The organism is Chryseobacterium sp. SIMBA_029, assembly GCF_046535275.1.
Classification (GTDB): Bacteria; Bacteroidota; Bacteroidia; order Flavobacteriales; family Weeksellaceae; genus Chryseobacterium.
This window is the reverse complement of record NZ_JAWRXA010000001.1, coordinates 21,299-41,610: the sequence shown is the minus strand read 5'-3', so window position 1 is coordinate 41,610 and position 20,312 is coordinate 21,299. Positions and strand designations below refer to the sequence as shown.

The 20,312-nt window shown below is 36.8% G+C and carries 13 protein-coding genes; 3 read left to right on the top strand and 10 right to left on the bottom strand.

All coding sequences use genetic code 11. The features are described from left to right. Positions 1 to 10: 10 nt before the first annotated feature. Positions 11 to 3,910: a T9SS type B sorting domain-containing protein gene (locus tag SB679_RS00170; protein WP_410700234.1), complete on the top strand. Its 3,900-nt coding sequence runs from the start codon at positions 11 to 13 to the stop codon at positions 3,908 to 3,910. A gap of 195 nt (positions 3,911 to 4,105) precedes the next feature. On the opposite strand, the gene SB679_RS00165 is transcribed toward SB679_RS00170, so the two are convergent. After that, positions 4,106 to 4,930 carry a S1 RNA-binding domain-containing protein gene (locus tag SB679_RS00165; protein ID WP_410700233.1) on the bottom strand — a complete coding sequence of 275 codons (825 nt, stop codon included), beginning with the start codon at positions 4,928 to 4,930 and terminating at the stop codon, positions 4,106 to 4,108. A gap of 133 nt (positions 4,931 to 5,063) precedes the next feature. Here SB679_RS00165 and SB679_RS00160 point away from each other — a divergent pair, with 133 nt between their 5' ends. Continuing rightward, positions 5,064 to 5,516 carry a hypothetical protein gene (locus SB679_RS00160; RefSeq protein WP_410700232.1) on the top strand — a complete coding sequence of 151 codons (453 nt, stop codon included), beginning with the start codon at positions 5,064 to 5,066 and terminating at the stop codon, positions 5,514 to 5,516. 33 nt (positions 5,517 to 5,549) lie between these two features. Here the strand turns inward: SB679_RS00160 and SB679_RS00155 are convergent, their stop codons facing one another. The 9 genes from SB679_RS00155 to recQ all read right to left on the bottom strand — a co-directional run bounded on the left by SB679_RS00155 (position 5,550) and on the right by recQ (position 19,076). After that, positions 5,550 to 6,677, bottom strand: a complete 1,128-nt coding sequence (locus SB679_RS00155) for a cytochrome-c peroxidase (protein ID WP_410700782.1) — start codon at positions 6,675 to 6,677, stop codon at positions 5,550 to 5,552. Positions 6,678 to 6,683: 6 nt separating this feature from the next. Continuing rightward, entirely contained in the window at positions 6,684 to 8,255 is a 1,572-nt protein-coding gene (locus SB679_RS00150) for a DUF6850 family outer membrane beta-barrel protein (protein ID WP_410700231.1), read from the bottom strand. 7 nt (positions 8,256 to 8,262) lie between these two features. Further along, a complete protein-coding gene (locus SB679_RS00145) occupies positions 8,263 to 9,627 on the bottom strand; it encodes a DUF4876 domain-containing protein (protein ID WP_410700230.1) in 1,365 nt (454 codons plus the stop codon). 23 nt (positions 9,628 to 9,650) lie between these two features. Then, a complete protein-coding gene (locus tag SB679_RS00140) occupies positions 9,651 to 12,371 on the bottom strand; it encodes a TonB-dependent receptor domain-containing protein (RefSeq protein ID WP_410700229.1) in 2,721 nt (906 codons plus the stop codon). Between the two features lie 327 nt (positions 12,372 to 12,698). Next, on the bottom strand, positions 12,699 to 13,553 hold the full coding sequence (locus tag SB679_RS00135) for a DUF4476 domain-containing protein (protein WP_410700228.1): 855 nt from the start codon (positions 13,551 to 13,553) through the stop codon (positions 12,699 to 12,701). A gap of 105 nt (positions 13,554 to 13,658) precedes the next feature. After that, complete coding sequence (gene lpdA / locus SB679_RS00130; RefSeq protein WP_410700227.1) at positions 13,659 to 15,062, bottom strand: dihydrolipoyl dehydrogenase; 1,404 nt, start codon at positions 15,060 to 15,062, stop codon at positions 13,659 to 13,661. Between the two features lie 125 nt (positions 15,063 to 15,187). Then, a complete protein-coding gene (locus tag SB679_RS00125; RefSeq protein WP_410700226.1) occupies positions 15,188 to 15,538 on the bottom strand; it encodes a hypothetical protein in 351 nt (116 codons plus the stop codon). Positions 15,539 to 15,742: 204 nt separating this feature from the next. Further along, a complete protein-coding gene (locus tag SB679_RS00120; RefSeq protein ID WP_410700225.1) occupies positions 15,743 to 16,825 on the bottom strand; it encodes a glycosyltransferase in 1,083 nt (360 codons plus the stop codon). 46 nt (positions 16,826 to 16,871) lie between these two features. Continuing rightward, a complete protein-coding gene (gene recQ / locus SB679_RS00115; RefSeq protein WP_410700224.1) occupies positions 16,872 to 19,076 on the bottom strand; it encodes a DNA helicase RecQ in 2,205 nt (734 codons plus the stop codon). 182 nt (positions 19,077 to 19,258) lie between these two features. On the opposite strand from recQ, the gene SB679_RS00110 reads away from it, so the two are divergent. After that, on the top strand, positions 19,259 to 20,218 hold the full coding sequence (locus SB679_RS00110; RefSeq protein ID WP_410700223.1) for an SIS domain-containing protein: 960 nt from the start codon (positions 19,259 to 19,261) through the stop codon (positions 20,216 to 20,218). Positions 20,219 to 20,312: the final 94 nt, after the last annotated feature.

Sequence of the window (20,312 nt, the reverse complement as noted above, 5' to 3'; positions counted from 1 at the left end):
TTAATAATCGATGAAAAAAATTTTATTTCTGTTCTCAATTTTGAGTGGGATGCTTCTATTTTCCCAAAACAAAATTCCAAAAGAAAAACAATATTATTTCTATGAAAATAAAGGCCAGATCATTGATCAGGAGGGAAATGAAAATAATGAGGTGAAGTATCTCTTCCATTCAGCCGGATTAAATGTCCAATTACGTTCGAATGGTTTTTCATATGATATTTATGAGACAAAAAAAGCATCCAATCCGAAAGCTTCAAAATATATCAAGAATAAAGTTTCAGAAGGTAAAGTTGCCCATGATGATGAATTTATTTACGAAAAATTGTTTCACAGAATTGATATTGAGCTGATCAATTCAAACAAAAATTCAAAGATTATTGCAGAAGGAAAATCGAATGATTACGAGAATTATTTTAACCTACCCAATAATCCGAAAGGCATAACAAATGTTCACCGTTACCAGAGGATTTATTACAAAAATATCTATTCCAATATTGATTTGGTATTTTTTAAGCCTACTGATTCTTTAAAACCTATTGAATACAATTTCATTATTAATCCCGGAGGAAAAATCTCTGATATTAAAATGAAATTCAATGGTTCCGCTACCTCTATAAAAGATGGCAAGCTGGCTATGAACGTTCGATTTGGAGAAATTCATGAAAACATTCCCAACAGCTGGATTGAAGGAACCAGAAAAGAGAATATAGAAGTGTCCTTTAAAAATCTTGGTGATCAGACTTTTGGTTTTAACTCTTCTGTTGATAGGGCTAATCAAGTAATCGTTATTGATCCCGTACCAACGAGAATCTGGGGAAGTTATGCAGGTGGATATGGTGAAGATGGTGGAAGAATACGAACCGATAATGAGAATAAAGGTTATCTCATTGGAGCCACGACAAGTCAGACTAATTTTGCAACATCCGGTACTTATCAGCAAAATATATTTGCCAATTATGATGCTTTTCTCATGAAATTAACGAAAGACGGACAGAGAATATGGGGAACGTATTTCGGTTCTTCAGGGAATGACGCTTTTATGGATGCTGATTTTGATGAAAATAAGAATATTTATGCGGGTGGATATATGGAAAGAACGGGCTCAAACAGAGATGTGGTGCTTACCAAGTTTAATCCAAACGGTGGCCTGATTTTCCAGAAGGATTTCATCGGAATTACTTATGATAATTTTACCACCGTTTCCTATAATCAGAGTCATGTTTATATTGGTGGGGAAACCAATAGTCCTAATTTCCCTGTAATGAATGCTTCTCAGGCAATAAAAGCAAGTCCTTCCGGTTATTTTGATGGTTTCCTTGCGTCTTTAGATCCATCAGGAAATACGGAATGGTCTACTTTTTTTGGAGCATCAGATCATTCAACTTCGGTTTTTAAAATATTTTCTTCAGTTGATAATCTGGAAGTTATTGGAGCTACGCAATCTCACAATATAATCATGATTAATCCCTTTCAATCTACCAATTCAGGGGTAACCGATGGACTATATCTGAAGTTTTCAAAAACAGGAAATCTATTAAGATCAAGCTATTATGGACTTGCCGGACAGGATGTCATCCGAGATGCAAAAATAATCAACAATACGCTAATTCTTGCAGGAGAATTCACAGACACCCTCAATAAAGCAGGTATATGGAGGGTAAATCTAACTAACAATACCATTGTAAAGGCTTACTTTGATTTTCATTATATGATGCAATTATTTGCTTATGTGGATACCACCGGAAATGTCTTTTTCAGCGGACTGGCTGATGTAGGACAAACAGATATAGCAACGCCAAATGCATATATGCCCTCAACAGGCCAATATATGAAATCTTTCTTCTTAAAATATAATATTAATAACATAAAAGAATGGGGAACATTCTATGGAGGTAACGGAGCTACACAATTAGCTGAAATTACAAAAGACAATGAAGGCTATATCTATTTCACAGGAATGTCAAGTAACAATACAACAGGAATTGCCACTCCAGGAACATTCCAGCAGCAGGGAGGACATCCTTCAAACGATATGTTTATTGCTAAATTTGGAGACTGTACTTCATCAGGTGTTTTGACCTCCAACTCTCCTATCTGTCCCAATTCATCACTCCAGCTTAATGCCACCGGCGGAACTTCTTACAGCTGGACAGGGCCCAATGGATTTATATCCAATCTGCAAAATCCTACGATTCCCAATGCCAGTGCAGCCAATGCAGGGACTTATACATGCCAGGTGACCAGTAGCGGAGGATGTGACGGCAGTTTTACCATCAATATTGTGGTAGGTGATACCGCTGCTCCTATTCCCAATACCGTAAATCTACCTGATATCACCGGAGATTGTCACACGGTTATTTCAAATATCCCTACTGCTACCGATCATTGTGCAGGACCCATAACTGCAACCACTACAGATCCTCTTTCCTATTCCCTTCCGGGAACTTATATCATCCACTGGACGTATAACGATGGTAATGGGAATATTTCCACTCAAAACCAAAATGTGGTAGTAACTTCGCCGGCTCTGCCAACAACAGCAAATCCGGCTCAAATATTCTGTGCAACGAATAATCCCAAAATATCAGATCTTCAGATCACGGGACAAAACATTCAATGGTATGATGCCGCAGGAAATGTTCTAACGTTAACAACAGTTCTTGTTACCGGACAAACCTATTATGCTTCCCAAACGGTCAACGGATGTGAAAGCAACAAAATACCTGTTACCGTAACAGTAAACAATACTCCAAAACCTACCGCCAATGCTGCACAGGATTTTTGTGCTTCTGCCAATCCTACGTTGGCGAATTTAGTAGTTACAGGAACTTCATTAGTATTTTATAATGCTGCCGGAAATATTCTACCCATAACCACTCCGCTTGTTCACGGACAGACATATTATGTTACACAAACACTTAATGGCTGCCAATCTGAAAAGCTAAGTATTTCCGTTACGCTTTCTATCAATAATGTACCGGCTAATAATTATGCGGAAACACTATGCAACAGCAGTACAGGAAATACAATGACGGTCAATCTGAATTCTTATGAAGGGAACATCATTACTACTCCGGCAAATTATATTTTCAGCTATTCGGATATTACGGGTAATGCAATTCCCAATCCTTCCAGCTATGTCCTTCCTATCGGTACAACAGTTATTCATGTAAAAGTAGCAACCACAGACGGATGCTTCACTGTTGTAAGGCTGACCTTAACCATAAATCCAAAGCCAAGCATTGATCTTCCCGAAAAGATGGATTTCTGCGCAGGAAAAACATTGACTTTAGATGCAGGACCAGGGTTTAAAACTTATGTATGGAATACTGGTGCAACAACACAAACAATCACTGTTTCGACACCCGGAACTTATACGGTAAAAGTAACCAACAATTTTGGGTGTGAAAATACGGATACCATCCAGGTCAGCTATTCTGTACTGGCACAGATTGTCTCTGTGAATGTCACAAATAATTCAGCAACGGTTATTTTATCTGCCTCCGGAAATTATGAATATTCTTTAGACAATTTCATATGGCAGGATTCCAATGTTTTCAATAATCTTAACCTTGGACAGTACACTGTTTATGTAAGAACAAAATCGGGATGTATTATCGGACAAAAAGAATTCTCGATCTTTAGTATTCCGAATACCATCACTCCAAATGGTGACGGACTCAATGATACATGGAGAATTGCCGGATTGGAAAATTATCCGGGAACTGAAGTCTATTTATATGATAGAAAAGGGTTTATGATCCTGAAACAAACCATCAATAAAAAACCTTTCGAATGGGACGGAAAATACAACTCCGGACCGGTATCTACCGGAAATTACTGGTATACCATCAAAATCTCAGACGGAAGAATGTATAATGGTTGGCTGCTGGTCAAAAATAGAAATTAAAATAATGAAATAGGCTGTCCGTTGAGACAGCCTATTATGTATTGAGTACTGATGAATAGTATCAGTCTTATTTAAGTCTTAATGATATAAGTACCTGTTAGATTACACGTCTCTTTATCTATTAATACTTAAGTTGAGATAAAACATGAGATAAAAAAAGCTGTTTCAAAAGAATTGAAACAGCTTTTTTGCTTTTTATACTAACTTGATCTTATCGCCTACGATATCAACAATCTTATCTTTATAAAGTCCTCCAAGTGCTTTTTTAAAGTTCTTTTTACTCATGTGAAGCTCTTCTTTGATCTCTTCAGGAGAAGATTTGTCTGAAAGATAAAGCAGTCCGTAGTTTTCATTCAGTTTATCTAGTATTTTCTGCTTGAATTCATCAATATTTTCAAATCCTTCAGGCTGCAGGGAAACATCTATTTTCCCATCCTCACGAATAGCTTTGATGTAACCGGTTTCTTCTGAAAGAGGATATAATTTTTTGAAAACATCAGAGGCATATACCAATCCGATATATTCTTTGTTGACTACAACATTCCAGCCCAGCTCACTTTCGTTCATTAAAATAAGGTCAACTTTATCGCCTTGCTTAAACGGCAGATCCTGGTATTGCGGGTTTCTTTTAAATTTCGTTGTTCCGGTAATTAATTCCAGATCTTCATCTACATATAAATGAATCAGGTATCTTTTACCTTCAATAATTTTAGACTTCTGCTGCTTGTAAGGAACGAAAAGGTCTTTGATAATTCCCCAGTCCATAAATGCTCCGCTTGGAAGACTTTGTACACAGCTCATTACGGCAAACTGGCCAACTTCAGCCAAAGGAATTTCAGTGGTCGCTTTTAATTTATTATCATCCTGATATACGAAAACCTCGATCTCATCATCGACTTCTTTATCATCCTGAACGAAAATTTTGGGCAAAAATGCTTTTTCGCCTGAATCATCTGTTAAGATCCATCCTGAGGTATTTTTTTCTGAAATTTTTAAAGTCTGAGTTTTTCCGAGTTGCATTGAATGATAGAATTAGTCTGCAAAGGTACGGAAATATAAAATTATCGAGCTGTAAATAATCAGTTCTCTTTATTAAATTGCAACATGTTTAAATAAAAATCTACATTTGAAAAATATTAACGTTACAAAAATTATGAAATTATATTATTCCCTTCTGATTCTATTCACCGGATCAGCAATGCAGGGACAAATTCTGGATAAAATGGTTATCAGTACGGCCTATCGTTATACCGGAAGAAATGTATTACAGGGAGGTTTAGAATATAAAGTAAATAAATCCACTTCCGAATCCTTTATTGTCGGTGCTTCATTATTATACACTTCTGTATATGATGAAGCTAAATTCTTACCGGAAGCCAATATGTATTATACCAATCGTAAAGGCCAGTTACTGGGGATATCTTTAAATCCGTATTCTATAGAACCCAGAATAGGAATTTCTTTATTCAGCATCTTCTATCTCAATACCGGATATGCGTTTCCTATTCATAAGGAAAAGTATTTTAAAGGAATCACTTTTGGAATACAGTTTAATATAGCTCCTTTCAAAAAAACTACATTCTATGATCAATTTAGAATGATGTAGATAAAAAAGAGAAGCATGTGCTTCTCTTTTTTATTATTTTGGCAGCTGCGGTGCCCTCATCTTGTACTGATAGCTGTGCAGCGTATTCAGGAAATTTTCGATATCTGTGAGTTCACTGTCTGTAAGATTCAGCTTTTGCAGCATGGGTGATTTTTTTGGTGCCAGCGGGCTGTCTCTGTTTCTTTTTTCGTTCGGCATTCCGGCATTGTACATATTCAGGACTCCTCTGATATTGGGAAACAATCCGTTATGCATATACGGAGCCGTTTTTGAAACTTCCCGTAAGGTTGGCGTCTTAAATTTACCGACATCTTCATTTTTCTTGCTGATATTGTACAGACCAAGATCTTCATATTCCCTTCCGAAATAAGTCAAACCTAAATTATGAAATTTCTGATCAGAGAAATAAGCTGTGTTGTGGCAGTTGATGCAGTTAGCTTTTGTTCTGAACAAATGCAGACCATTGATTTCAGAATCAGTTAATGCAGATTTCTCACCGCTTACAAACTTATCGAACTTGGATTTTGGGCTGATAATCGTTCTTTCAAACGTGGCAATTGCTTTTGTAATGTTTTCTTCCGTTATTTTATCCTGACCAAAAGCTTTTTGAAAATATTCTTTATACCCTTTGATTTTAGCAATTGTTTTCACCGCTAACCGGGAATGAAAGTTCATTTCTAAAGGGTTTTCAATCGGTGCTTTTGCCTGCTCTTCCAAACTTGTCGCTCTTCCATCCCAAAAATATTCCTTGGCATATACGACATTAAGGATCGTCGGAGCATTTCTGGTTCCTAACTGCCTGTCGTGGCCGTATGCTACTCTCCTTCCGTCTGCCCAGGCCAGTTCCGGGTCATGACAGTTCGCACATGAAATCTGTCCGGATTTAGAAAGCCTTGGATCAAAGAAAAGCATTTTCCCCAACTCCTCTTTCTCCTTTGAATAAGGATTATTCTTTGGAAATTCCGGTGCTGATAAGGGTCCGATATCTTTAAAACCTTCTTTAGCATCATCAAACAAATGCGGTTTGGGCCAGAGATTCTGGTTTCCGCTTCCATAGAGGTCTCTCAGTTCCTGGTTGGTATACCCTTTTTGAGTGCTTTTAAAATCACAAAAAGAATACACTACAAACAAAACTGCCGACAGGGGCAAAATATACTTCATCATCTTTTAATAAAACAGGGATATTCCCGCATTGAAATACAGGTTCGGATTTCCGTTATATCCTGTATTCTGTTCAAACCTTTTGTTCAGCGGAAACAGTGTGGCAAAATTAGTAAATATTTTCAGGTTTGTCTTCGCACTTACTTTCTGATAAAACTGAAGTCCCAGCTGCGGTCCCAATTTTGAAGTACTGTCGAACTCATGGTCATTTTTGATTACCTGATCATACAGCAGCGTATTAGAAGATGCAGCCGCATATTTCAGGTTTTCACTTACAGGAAAATAAGACATCGCCCCCACTTCCAGATTCACTTTCTGGGTATCTCTGTAAAAGATATCTTTATTGAATTTTATATTCAGGTTTAAGCTTTTCACATATTTATGCGTTACTCCCAACAAATCTATAGCTGAGAAATCATTATAAACCGCTTCCACAGTCGCCCCAAATTTTATCTTTTGATCCTCTTTCAAAATCATGCTGTTCACGGAAGATAACTTATCTAAAGTCATTCTGTAATTCTGTCCGAATTCAGCATTGTTGTAATTATCTCCGGTGATGCTTTGGAAATTAATGTTTGACGTAAAATCCATTTTGTCTCCTTTGTGCCAATAATTGGCATCGGTTTTATAAGTAACAAGACGGTATTTCATCTTTTCCAGACTTTCGTCGAAATACGTATAGCCGCTCGTCCTCCCATCTCTTTCTCCGGTATTCCCGAAAAGATCCTGCATGGATTTGCTGTATGTAAAATTGATGTTGAAAAAGTTTTTAGGAGTCTCTAAACTATATCCTCCCCCAAAGTTTTTGTCAACGGTTCTGTAACTGTAATCCGTATAAGAAGGGAAATAAATCTGCCTTCCGTACCCATTTGAAAACCGTACATAATATTCAGGGTTGGAAGGTGCATTCATTGTTTCGTTCACCGACAGAATATCATAGGTTTCTGTTTTTCGTCCTAATCCACCAAAAACTGATAACTGATGTTTTCCTAAACGATATCCCGCGAATATTTTACCGGAATAATCTGCTGTTTTAATTTCTGGTCTTGGATCAGATTTTCTGTAAGAGCTCAGGTTTTTGTAATCTACCAAGGCTCCCAGCTCTAAGCCTTTCCATATCTGGTAAGACAATCCTCCTTTCAAGTGATAGGTCTGGGTTTCCCAATTGGCTTTTTTGGGAACAAATAGGTAGTTTGGATTCAGTACAAACTGGTTTTCAGTTCGATCGGTAGTCAAATTATAACCTAAATTTTTCTCCGTTAAAAACTGATAATCAAAGCTTCCCAAAAGCCTCAATTTTTCTGAAATATTATAAATACCCTGCGTTTTAAACCCAAACTGGCTGGAACTCTCTGCGGTCTGAACTCTTTTCATATTCAGTTCTTTTACCGTAGCGCTAAGTTCTGTTTCTGTAAAGTCTGAAAATTTCTGCTTTGAGAACTGAATTGGATTATCCCAAACGCTCTCCACCTGATTATAGTAAAATTGATTTCTGGGGATAAAGATGCTGTCATTCAGCTGTGCCGAAGCCCAACCGAATGACAGAAAAGATGCGATATAAAAAGTCTTGAATTTCATTAATTAATTATTGTTGGAATCCTCTTGGATTAGCCGTTTGTTTTACAAAATCATTCGCCGAATTATTGGTGTCTTCCAACACTTTTCTCTTTGAACCATTAGGAAGTGTAATCTCTTCTTTTGTTTTTCTGATCACAGCCTGAGAATTAAATGAAGCATCACAAGCTACAGATGAAGCGTCTATAGAAGCATTCAACATTTTAGGTCTTTGAGAATTCGGATTGTAATGTTGTAGTTCTACCCCATCGATAATAGTACTGTTCGGGATCTGTACATAGAATTTGGTACTTGAAGTAATAGCCGCAAAAGAAGGATCTGCATAATTCGGAAGTAGACTAAATTTATCGGTTCTGAAAATCACAAAGCTGTCTCTTCCCAGCGTATCAAAAATAAGATCATTATTTCCGTTAGAATATCCAGGTCTTCCCCAGTAGGCAATTTCCATATCTTTCACTGCCGGATTCTGGATATCAAATTTGTACACAGGTTCCCCAACCGATAGGTTGAAATTCCCCAGATACACTTCAAAATCAGAAGTACTTAAGTCAACCGTTAAAGCAGGGTTTTGAACTGTAATCGGACTTCCGGTATTGTCTACCAAAGGCGCTTTATGATTGATTCCTGTTTGTGCAATCACCATACTTTCTCCCGGGAAAATAGGATATTGAGCTCCATTTCCAGGAATTCTGATCACATAATCTGCATACACATAATCTGTATTGGCGGCACTTCCTAATGTCATGCCTATAGATTTACTCCAGTCATACTGACCGTTGGCCTGTGAATAACTATTATTGGTCGCTGTATTTACTTTACCATACAGCTGAGCAATGTATAATCCATCGGCATAGATAACTTCATTTGAATTATTATAAAGTTCTATAAACTGATCTCTGAATCCGGCACCCTGTATGGCATTAGAACCTGCATAAGAAATCTGTTTGATCAGTAAATCCCCAATTCTTGCCCCTTTCAGTTCAATGAAGGTAGTCTGTACGTTGACATTGATGGTGGCATTTTCCTGGATCCCATTAAAACTGATTTCAGAAACAGGAGCGCTGTATCCAAATGTTGTATTGAATTCGTTGGCCAGCATTTTTTTAGCCACCGTCACCTTATACGTTCCCGGAATTACACTTTCAAAATTAGCAAAACCATTGGCATCACTGGTTTGGGTGTAGGTATCTCCGGAATTATTATTGGTTAAAACCACCGTCGCATTTTTAGCATGCAAAGAACCGTAGTTCGAATCATATTTTACTTCTACTCTGAAGCTTGTCGGTTGAAGATTGGCACCGTTGCCTCCAAAATCATCATCCCTGCAGGAAATCAGCAATAACATGATGGTTAAAAAGCTCAATAGCTGTTTCATAGTCTTTATTTTATAAGTAATTTTTAAAATTGATATTCTATTTTAGCACCGAATGAAAGATTTAATAAATCTGTCTTCAAAGATTCAACAGGTCTTCCGCTCGTATAGGTAATCTGTGTTTGTTTAAGATCCAGGAAATTGTTGGCATAGAAAGAAAATCTAAATCCATTCTGGAAATCTTTAGAAATCTTTAGGTTAAAATTATGAAATACCTTTCCCAGCTTCTGGTTGATTTCGTCCATATTGGTGGTCTTAATATTGGCGAATTTCGTCGGATCATTGATCTCATCCTGCGTCAGCATTACTTTTTCCAGGTCTTTATTGATGTAAGCATATAATATTCTTGGATTATACTGCAGTTTATCATCAATAATAAAGTGCTGAGTTCTTAATGTGATCACTAAGCCAGCTTTAGGTAAGTGATAATTTAAAGCAGCTCCGATATTAAACTGTTTGTACTTAGTTTCATAAGGTTTGTAAACACCATAGATCGCTTCCTGAGTAATCGTTGTAGAAATAAAATAACGATCCGTATTCGAATTATTCCTTGTATCTACATATCCTCCGGTGATATCTAAACTCACGTTCTTCACTGGAAGTTTGTTAAGTCCCACCATCAGCTCCAGTCCCTTATCTTTGGATTTTAAATTATTAACAATCCTATTTTGAAGGTAATAATAGTCTTTATATCCTGTTATATCATACGTAGGAGTATTAGTGCCGTTGTAATTGATCTGAAGCTGTGCAGCCCCTCTTTTACCTGCAAAATATTCATTCGTAAAACCATCATATAAATTATTGTAATAGGCTGTTAATCCTATATTCCCAAAAGGAAATTTATAATCCAACCCTATTTCCGAACGTACACTTTTAGAAGGTTTTAAATTTTTATTATCTGCATAATCTACAAAAGTCTGCATAACCCCAAGGTTATAATAACCAGGTAAACGAACATCTGCCAAAACATCATCATAATATCTTGGTCCTGTATAAATCATATTGATTCCCGGAGCCTTTGAAGAAATACCGAAACCTCCTCTGATCTTGAAATTCTTATAAATTAAGTAGGAATTAATTCTGGGCTGTAAAACAGAAGCTCCAAACTGATTGTCGAATCGTAATCCTGCATTCATATTGAAGATATAGTTCCCAAACCTTTTGTACAAATTATCTTCAGCATACAGAGAATACTGATATTCTGCTCTCACATTTTCTCCAAAATTATAAGGTCTGAAGGCCTGACCACCTCCGGAAAATTGAGTTAAGATCGTTTCCGGACTTCCCAATCTTCCTCTTCCTTTATTGTCGCTGCTTCTCACCGAAGTTCCGATCAAAACGTTATGAATCCAATTGGTTTTTGTTTTTATATTTTTCTTCAGATCCGCAGAAAAGAACATCGAAATAGGTTTTCCTTCCACTTCCTGAACCTGCGTATAGTTGGGTGGAGAATAGGTCGCAGTGTATACGCCTTCGCTAATACTTGTCCCAACAAGCTTCCCTCCATTATTTAGAATCTGGGATTTAAAAGAATTCTGAGAAGCTTGTGAATAGTTGGCATTAATATTTAAATTATCAAAAAAAGAATCTTTAAACCTCCAGTTGAATCGGTTGGAGATACGAATATCCTGTTTCTTATTTTTAACAATCAGTTTACTTTCATCCTCTTCCTCGAAATTGGCGTTATCAAAATTATTTCCATAATCTACAGACAATGAATTGCTGATTCTTTTGTTTTTGCCGTACACCGTCCACATCAAATTGGTGGCTATCCTTTGGTAGTTGTTGAACTTGGTTCTGGGCTCAGAATTTGAACTCAGATAATTCACATTTACATTTATGAAACCTAATAGCTCATTGATCTGAAATCCTTTGTTGATATTATATTCCTGTGTACCATCCCTTAAAGAAAGATAAGCTCTGTACGGCGTTCTTCCGCTTTTTTGCTGAATCGTTACCAAACCGGAAGTCAGATCCCCGTATTTTGCAGAAGGAATTCCCTGTACCACTTCTACACTTTCGATGTTATCAACCGGGATTTCCCTTAAGTCAACACCGTAATTCGTATTGGAAAAATAGCCGCTGCCCACCCCAAAACCAATGGTATTGGGAGAGAACACAGCACCCTCGTGTTCCAAACTTCTGGAAATAGGAGAATAGTTCCCAGTGTAACTCTGCATATTCTCGTTATTGGAAATCGGGATACCGTCTACCACAATGGCAGTACCAAAAGATTTATTTCCAAACCCTTCATCCGTTACACTTGTAGGAAGAATTGAACGGAATACAATAGGTTTAAATTCGTTAAGGTTAAGATTTTGCAGCTTCTGCCCCGGAATTTGTTCCAATACTTCGTTCAGTGAAAATGCCTGGATATTCTTCAGGGCTTCTTCTTTGATCTCGATTTCAGAATAATTCTTCTTTTTGGCTGAAAGCGATACTTCATCGATTCGGATGGAAGCCACCTTCATCTCAACTGTAATCCGGTTAGCCGGAACTGTGATATAGGTTTTCTTTTCTTCCAGCAGCCCCGATCTTGAGAAAACTAAGGTTTCACTGGTATTATAATTAATCTGAAATACACCTGAATTATCGGTTACCGTCCAGATACCGGTATTTTCAATACCGACCTTGACTCCCGAAATAGGCTTCTTGTTATCTGCTGCCACCACAATCCCGGTCAAAGTCTGACCACTTACGGAAAGGATAACAAACTGAAAAGCAAGAAGTAAAACTCTCTTCTTCAATTTTAACAATTTTTGGCAAAATTATTTATAATTTTTCTAAATAAAGATAAGAAATGAAAGTTTTTTTGTGACATTTTTCATGGTCTATAAATTTCACTATAAATTGAATTAAAATTAACGCCATATTATTACGAAATGCTCAACATATCATATAAATATACACTAATCTCAACAATAATAACAAAATACTCTTAAAATGTATTTTTTACGAAATTAACAGAAAATATTATAATTATTAAGCCCAACTCTATTGAATTGGGCTTAATAACAGAAATAATCGATTAATTATATCAAAAATGAATTGAAATCTTTTTCTCTTTGTAGAATTTATGATTGGGTGATGAATTCCATCAGTTCCCTTTTGCTGCTGTCAAAGTCAAATGCGTCATACACCAGAAAATACTTGTTTTTATCTGCACATTGACGGTATAGCAGCTTCGCCATCATCAGTCTGTTTTTATCGAAACTCAAAGATTTCACCAGATCTCTTATCTGTTGGGAAGTAAATGATGTAGTATTCGTTTGCTGTCTGATCATCGTAATTTTTCCGTCATCAAATTTTTCATTTTTTTGCAACATCTGGAAAAACTGCATGAAGGTGTTATTATCCATTACATTTCCGGATGGATATCCATTTCCCGGCTGATTCCCGTACGGATTATTCCAGATATCGTTCCAGTCATTAAAACCATAGGACTGATTTTGCACGGGATAAGAATCCAACAGATACAGACCTTTATCCGTGAAGAAATCCAGCACCATTCTGTTATTGTTTCTGAGTCTAAGGGTAGTTTTATAAATCAGATATCCGTTATCATAAATTGAAATCGGAATTTTACCTGCCTGCAAATCAAAAAAACGGTATTTCCCGGAGGCATTTGAAATAGCCTGGTCATCAACCTCAACGGTGAAAAAGCCCTGTTCTGGTATTCTTACAAAAACTTCTGCATACCCGTAATTCTGGTTCCACTGATAATTTGGATTTTTTTTCGTGCTGTTTTGAGTGTTGCCCTTATCAGACCTGGAAAAATCAGAATTTCTGTTTCTTCTCTCTGCATTTCCGGGAGTTTGTTTTTCGATGGTGGAAACTTCATTTTTCAAAAGTTCACCTGCTTTTCCTGCTTCCTGGGCAAATGAATTTATTCCTACCAAAAGCAATAAATTCATAAAAATATTCTTCATGGTTACATTTATTACGTCAATCTCCATTTCTATGCCAAAAAAAAGAGAAACCATTAATTGGTTTCTCTTTATCTATAATTCTTGAATTTTATTATTCAATAGTGATTACATATGGATCGATCTCTTACCTGTCGCATCCAATGCAGCTTCTTTAATAGCTTCTGCATACGTTGGGTGAGCATGAGAACTTCTTGCAATATCTTCAGCACTTGCACGGAATTCCATAGCGATAACACCTTCTGCGATCAAATCGGCAGCTCTTGCTCCAATGATATGCATTCCTAATACCTCATCTGTTTTTTCATCAGCAATGATCTTAACCAAACCATCAACATCTCCACTTGCACGGCTTCTTCCTAATGCTCTCATCGGGAAAGAACCTACTTTGTAAGCTACTCCTTCTTCTTTCAACTGCTCTTCGGTTTTACCTACTCCAGCAACTTCAGGCCATGTATAAACAACTCCTGGAATCAAGTTATAGTTGATATGTGGTTTCTGACCAGCCAATTGTTCTGCTACCAAAACACCTTCTTCTTCAGCTTTGTGAGCAAGCATTGCGCCTTTAATCACATCTCCGATGGCATAAATGTTAGCAACATTAGTCTGTAAGTGGTCATTTGTTTTTACTCTTCCTCTTTCATCCAGTTCAACGCCTGCTTTTTCAAGACCAAGACCGTCTGTGTAAGGTTTTCTTCCTACGGAAACTAAACAGTAATCTCCTTCTACCACTACTTCTTCTCCTTTTTTATCTTTAGCCGTAACTTTTACAGAATCTCCGTTTCTTTCAACCGCAGAAACCGCTGTAGAAAGCATGAACTTCATTCCCTGCTTTTTCAGCACTTTCGTCAATTCTTTGCTTAATGCACCGTCCATTCCAGGAATGATCTTGTCCATAAACTCAACAACCGTTACCTGAGCCCCTAATCTTAAATAGACAGAACCTAATTCAAGACCGATTACACCACCTCCGATAACCACTAAATGTTTAGGGATTTCTTTAAGGTTTAATGCTTCGGTAGAAGTAATCACTCTTTCTTTATCTAAAGTGATAAATGGAAGTGAAGACGGCTTGGAGCCTGTAGCAATGATCGTATATTTTGATTCGATTGTTTCAGAAGAACCATCTTTTTTCGTTACTTTGATCTGAGTTGCAGATTCGAAACTTCCAACTCCTTCAAAAACAGTAATCTTGTTTTTGTCCATTAGAAAGTTAATCCCTTTGGTTGTCTGATCTACCACTTCGTTTTTACGCTCAACCATTCTTGCAATATCTGCCTGCGGCTCATTGATAATGATTCCGTGACCTGCAAAATTATGTTTTGCATTTTCGAAGTGCTCAGAGCTGTCCAGAAGTGCTTTTGAAGGAATACATCCTACATTAAGACAAGTTCCTCCCAACGTTGGATATTTTTCAATAATTGCTGTTTTGAAGCCTAATTGCGCAGCACGAATTGCAGCAACATAACCACCAGGACCAGAACCTATTACGGTAACATCGAATTGACTCATGTTATTTTATGAATTTGTTTATTATTATCTTTCTTAATTCTTACAAATTTACATATAAATTAGCAAGAACCAAAGTGAGTTTTATCAATTTTTCCCATCGAAAGTTTTCATGTAATTTAAAAATTTTATGAATCTACATTCACTTTCCCCTGCCCGAATTCAACAGTATTTCCAAAAAATGAACCGCCATACAAATACCACTCAAGGCTTTCCAGATAGGCTACCGCATTTTCAGGGGTAATTCCTGAAAGATCTTTTTTAGCAACAATCCCTTTGTACCATCTTCCTGAATGGGAATAGTGTTCAAATTCCGCAAGATAATGAACCCATATCCTCTGGCAAAGTTTGCACTGCTGAATACTTACCTCTCCATATCTTCCGTTGGTACGATCTATTCCTACTTCGGAGCTTCTATAATCATTGTGATTCATCGGTGGTTTTTCGCAGATACATCCTAGTTTCGGGATCTTTTTCATGGATTGAAGATTGATTTTTTAATATAATTAATGACTTCAAAGGTAAGGAAATATAAGAATCTGCACCTATTTCCGAATCAAATAGGTTTTATAATTTTGAAACTCGGATGCTCTCGCAAATTCAACGGATTACGCTAATTTTCTAAAACATGAGCATCATTGATTTGTAAAATCAGCGAAAAGAACAAATAAAAAACAGTTATTTTATTTGTTCATCAGATCCAGCAATACTTTCTCATATCTGTCTAAAATAATATCTTTTGCAAATCTTGATCTGATCGAGTTTTTAATAGCGTCTTTATCATAGCTCTGATGCAGAATCCTCATAATATGCTGAGAAAAATCTTCATGGTTTTCAATATCTGATACTTCTCCGTTGACACGGGACTGGATGATTTCATTGATTCCTCCGGGACAGTTATTGGCCAATGAATAGGTTCCGCAGGCTCCTGCTTCCAATAGTACATTCGGAAAGCCTTCATATCTTGAGGAAAGAATAAAGAGGTCTGCATATTTCAAAAACTCATAAGGATTATCCTGCCTGCCGTGAAAAAATACATTCTTTAGTCCCAAAAATTCCTTCATCTGATGCAGAATTTCCCGGTCCTGACCATCGCCCAGGATATGCAGTAATATATTTTCATTTTTAAGCCTTGAAAAGACCTTCAGCAAATTATCAAAACCTTTTCTGGAGGATAAATTGCCAATGGCTACAACATTTTTGAAGTTATATTTAAAACTTTCAGGCTTTTTGGAAGTTAATAATTTCTGATCAATAAACTCAAAGTCTACCGGATTGTTTATTTTAATAATCTTATCCGATTTGATGTTAAAATTCTTGGTAAGATCTTTCATCATATCATCACTTTGAGCAATGATTCTCTGATAGTTATTGTAAAAATTATAAAAGAATTTTATCTCTTTTCTAGTAACATGCTGGGTAACGACATTGGTTTCCCGGGCAATAAATTTTGTCCTTGGAAAAAGCTTGATAAATAATGATAAATAGGCATTTACTTCTCCGTATCCGGAAAACACAATATCCGGTTTTCTGCGATAGATCTCGGATAATATCGGCTTCAGAGAATGTCTGATCCTTTCCGTATTGATATCAATAATCTCCACATCGTTTTTAAGAAGGCTAAGGTAGCCGCCCCGCTTGCGAAGAAGCAAAATCTTAGGTTCAAACCGATCTCGGGAAAGATGGTTCGCAATGGTAGTAATAATTCTTTCTGCACCTCCGGTTTCTAAATCCGGCAGAATAAACATAACAGAAATCTTTTTCATCTTAGTAAAAAACCTCACCTACAATCAGGTAAGGTTGATATTTTTTTTAATTAGCAACATCGCTAATGAATTTAATTCTTAACATTCTCACTTCTTCATCAGAAAGTTCATCTCCAAATTCATCCAGCAGGATTTTCATACTATCGCTTTCAGAGTCGTTCATAAACTCCATGAAACCGTCTACGATATCTTCATCGAAATTATCTTCAATATAATAATCGATATTCAGTTTGGTACCCTGATATACAATTCGTTCCATTTCTTTCAATAAATCATTCATCGAAAGATTTTTGGCTCTTGCGATATCTTCAAGATCAATTTTTTTATCCGTACTCTGAATGATGAATACTTTATGGCTGGATTTATTAGCCACTTGTTTCAGGATCATATCCTGGGTACGTTCGATATTGTTGTCTTCTACATAGATTTTGATGAAGTCTGCGAATTCTTTACCATATTTTTTCGCTTTACCTTCACCTACTCCATAGATTTTGGCAATTTCCTCCACCGTAATGGGGTACTGAACCGTCATATCCTCCAAACTGGGATCCATAAATACCGTATAAGGTGGGATTCCGTATTTTTTGGCTACTTTTTTTCTCAGGTCTTTCAACAGACCGAATAAGTTTTGGTCTAATCCGCCACTCGCCTGCATCTGAATCTGATCACTGTCCGCTTTAGTCTGGCTTAAATCAAATTCCCTGTCTTCAGCAATTAAAAAGGTTGGAGCTTTTTTATCTTGTAAAGCCAATTGTCCTTTTTCGGAAATTTTTAAGACACCATAGGTTTCGATATCCTTTATCAGGAAATTCTGAACGGTAGCCTGTCTTAAAATCGTTTTCCAGTAATTATCTTTTTCATGTTTTCCAAAGCCAAAATAAGATTCTTTTTCCATCTTATAGGATTTGGTTACTGCATTTTCTTTCCCTACAATAACGGAAATTAAATCTTTAGACTTGAATTTCTCACCTGTATCTCTGATTAATTCCAATACTTTTTTAAGATCTTTAGAAGCATCTTTCAGCGTAGGAGGATTGGATGCATTATCGCACATGTTGGCTCCGTCTCCGGTTACCGGATCAAAATTTTCACCAAAATAATACAGGATATACTGTCTTCTGCTCATGCAGGTTTCAGCATAGCCTACTACTTCATTCAGAAGCTGCAGACCGATTTCTCTTTCAGAAACAGGCTTTTGTGCAAGGAATTTCTCCAGTTTTTCAATATCTTTCGGATCATAGAACGCCAGACAATGGCCTTCACCGCCATCTCTCCCTGCTCTTCCCGTCTCCTGATAATAGCTTTCCAATGATTTTGGAAAATCATAATGAATCACAAATCTCACATCCGGTTTGTCAATTCCCATCCCGAATGCAATCGTCGCTACGATCACGTCAGCTTCTTCCATCAGAAATTTATCCTGATTAGCCACTCTTACTTTTTGATCAAGTCCGGCATGATAAGGAAGTGCATTCACTCCGTTTACCTGCAGAAGCTGAGCAAATTCCTCAACTTTCCTACGACTCAAACAATAAACAATTCCTGATTTTCCTTTATGCTGATTGATAAACCGAACGATTTCCTTATCTACATTTACTTTTGGACGTACTTCATAGTACAGATTCGGACGGTTGAAACTCTCTTTAAACACAAGTGCATTTGCCATTCCTAATGTTTTCTGGATATCATCCTGAACTTTAGGAGTCGCGGTAGCCGTTAGTGCTATAACCGGAACATCAGCTATTTTGTCTATAATAAATTTCAAATTCCTGTATTCGGGTCTGAAATCATGCCCCCATTCTGAAATACAGTGTGCCTCATCGATAGCAAAGAAAGAAATTTTAACATCTTTCAGGAAATCCAGATAATCTTCTTTAATTAAAGATTCCGGAGCTACATATAAGAGTTTGGTCTTCCCGCTTTTAATGTCATCGAAGACTTGCTTGGTCTGCGTTTTATTTAATGAAGAGTTTAAAACATGGGCTACCCCATCCTCGGACGAAAGACCGTTTACCGCATCCACCTGATTCTTCATTAACGCTATTAAGGGCGAAACTACAATTGCCGTACCTTCTGATATAAGAGCCGGAAGCTGGTAGCATAATGACTTACCTCCTCCCGTCGGCATCAGAACAAAAATATCCTTCCCTTCTAACAGGTTTTCTATGATTAGTTCTTGTTGGCCTTTAAAAGTAGAAAACCCGAAATACTTTTTCAATTCGCCTGATAAATTGGCTTTTTTTGCGCTCATCTAATTTTCTATTGCTAAATTTGCATCTATCCCAAAGTTATAAAAAATTCACTTAAAATAAAAGCGAACGAATTTATAAAAAATAAAATTTATATTAAATATTCTTTTTTAAATATAACGTTTTTTAGTGGATTTTTTGTATAACTCATAAAATAAAATTTGTAGACCCCATCAAAATAAAAATGGAAAGAGCCCATATTATTTCAATAGCCAAAAGTACGTTGGAAATAGAGATTTCTGAACTTGAAAAATTAAAAAACAGAATTGATGATGATTTTGCAAAAGCAGTAGAGATCATCCATTCCGCCGAAGGTAAATTAATTGTTGTAGGAATTGGTAAATCTGCCCATGTCGGAAATAAAATTGTTGCGACTTTAAATTCTACCGGTACACCTTCCCAGTTTCTTCATGCTTCGGAAGCTATTCATGGTGATTTGGGGGTTATTCAAAAACAGGATGTCGTTCTTTGTATTTCTCATTCCGGAAATTCTCCTGAAATTGCAACGCTTGTTCCTTATTTAAAGAGCTATTCTTCCGCTTTAATCGGAATGACCGGAAATAAGAGCAGTAAACTTGCCGAATTTTCGGAAGTCATTTTGAATACCCATGTAGATATGGAAGCATGTCCTAACAAACTGGCACCCACCAGCTCTACTACCCTGCAAATGGTTTTAGGAGACGCTCTGGCAATTGCTTTAATGGAATTGAATGATTTTAAAGCCAATGATTTTGCGAAATTCCACCCGGGAGGAAGTTTGGGTAAAAATTTAATCTCAAAAGTAGATCAGTTCGTTTCTCCGCAAAAGCCTCAGGTTACTGAAGATGCCCCCGTTAGAGATGTGATCATTTCAATCAGTGCTTCCAGCCATGGAATTACAGTGGTAACCGATCAGGAAAAAATTATTGGAGTAATTACCGACGGTGATTTACGAAGAATGCTGATGAACGGAAGTGATATTACTACGATTTCGGCTAAAGATATCATGTCTGCCAACCCGAAAACAATAGAAAAAGATACACTGGCAAAAGAAGCCATGAAGATCTTAAAAGAGAATAACATCGGGCAGCTTATCGTTACAGAAAACGGAAAATACTTCGGAATTATTGACCTTCACAAGCTCCTTGATGAAGGAATTAATTAGGCCGGAAGCCTGAAAGTGAAAATTGATATTCAAACATCTTCATCGTAAGATCAGAAGGAAAGTTTTTAATTTCTAAACTTCCATCTTCTCTTAG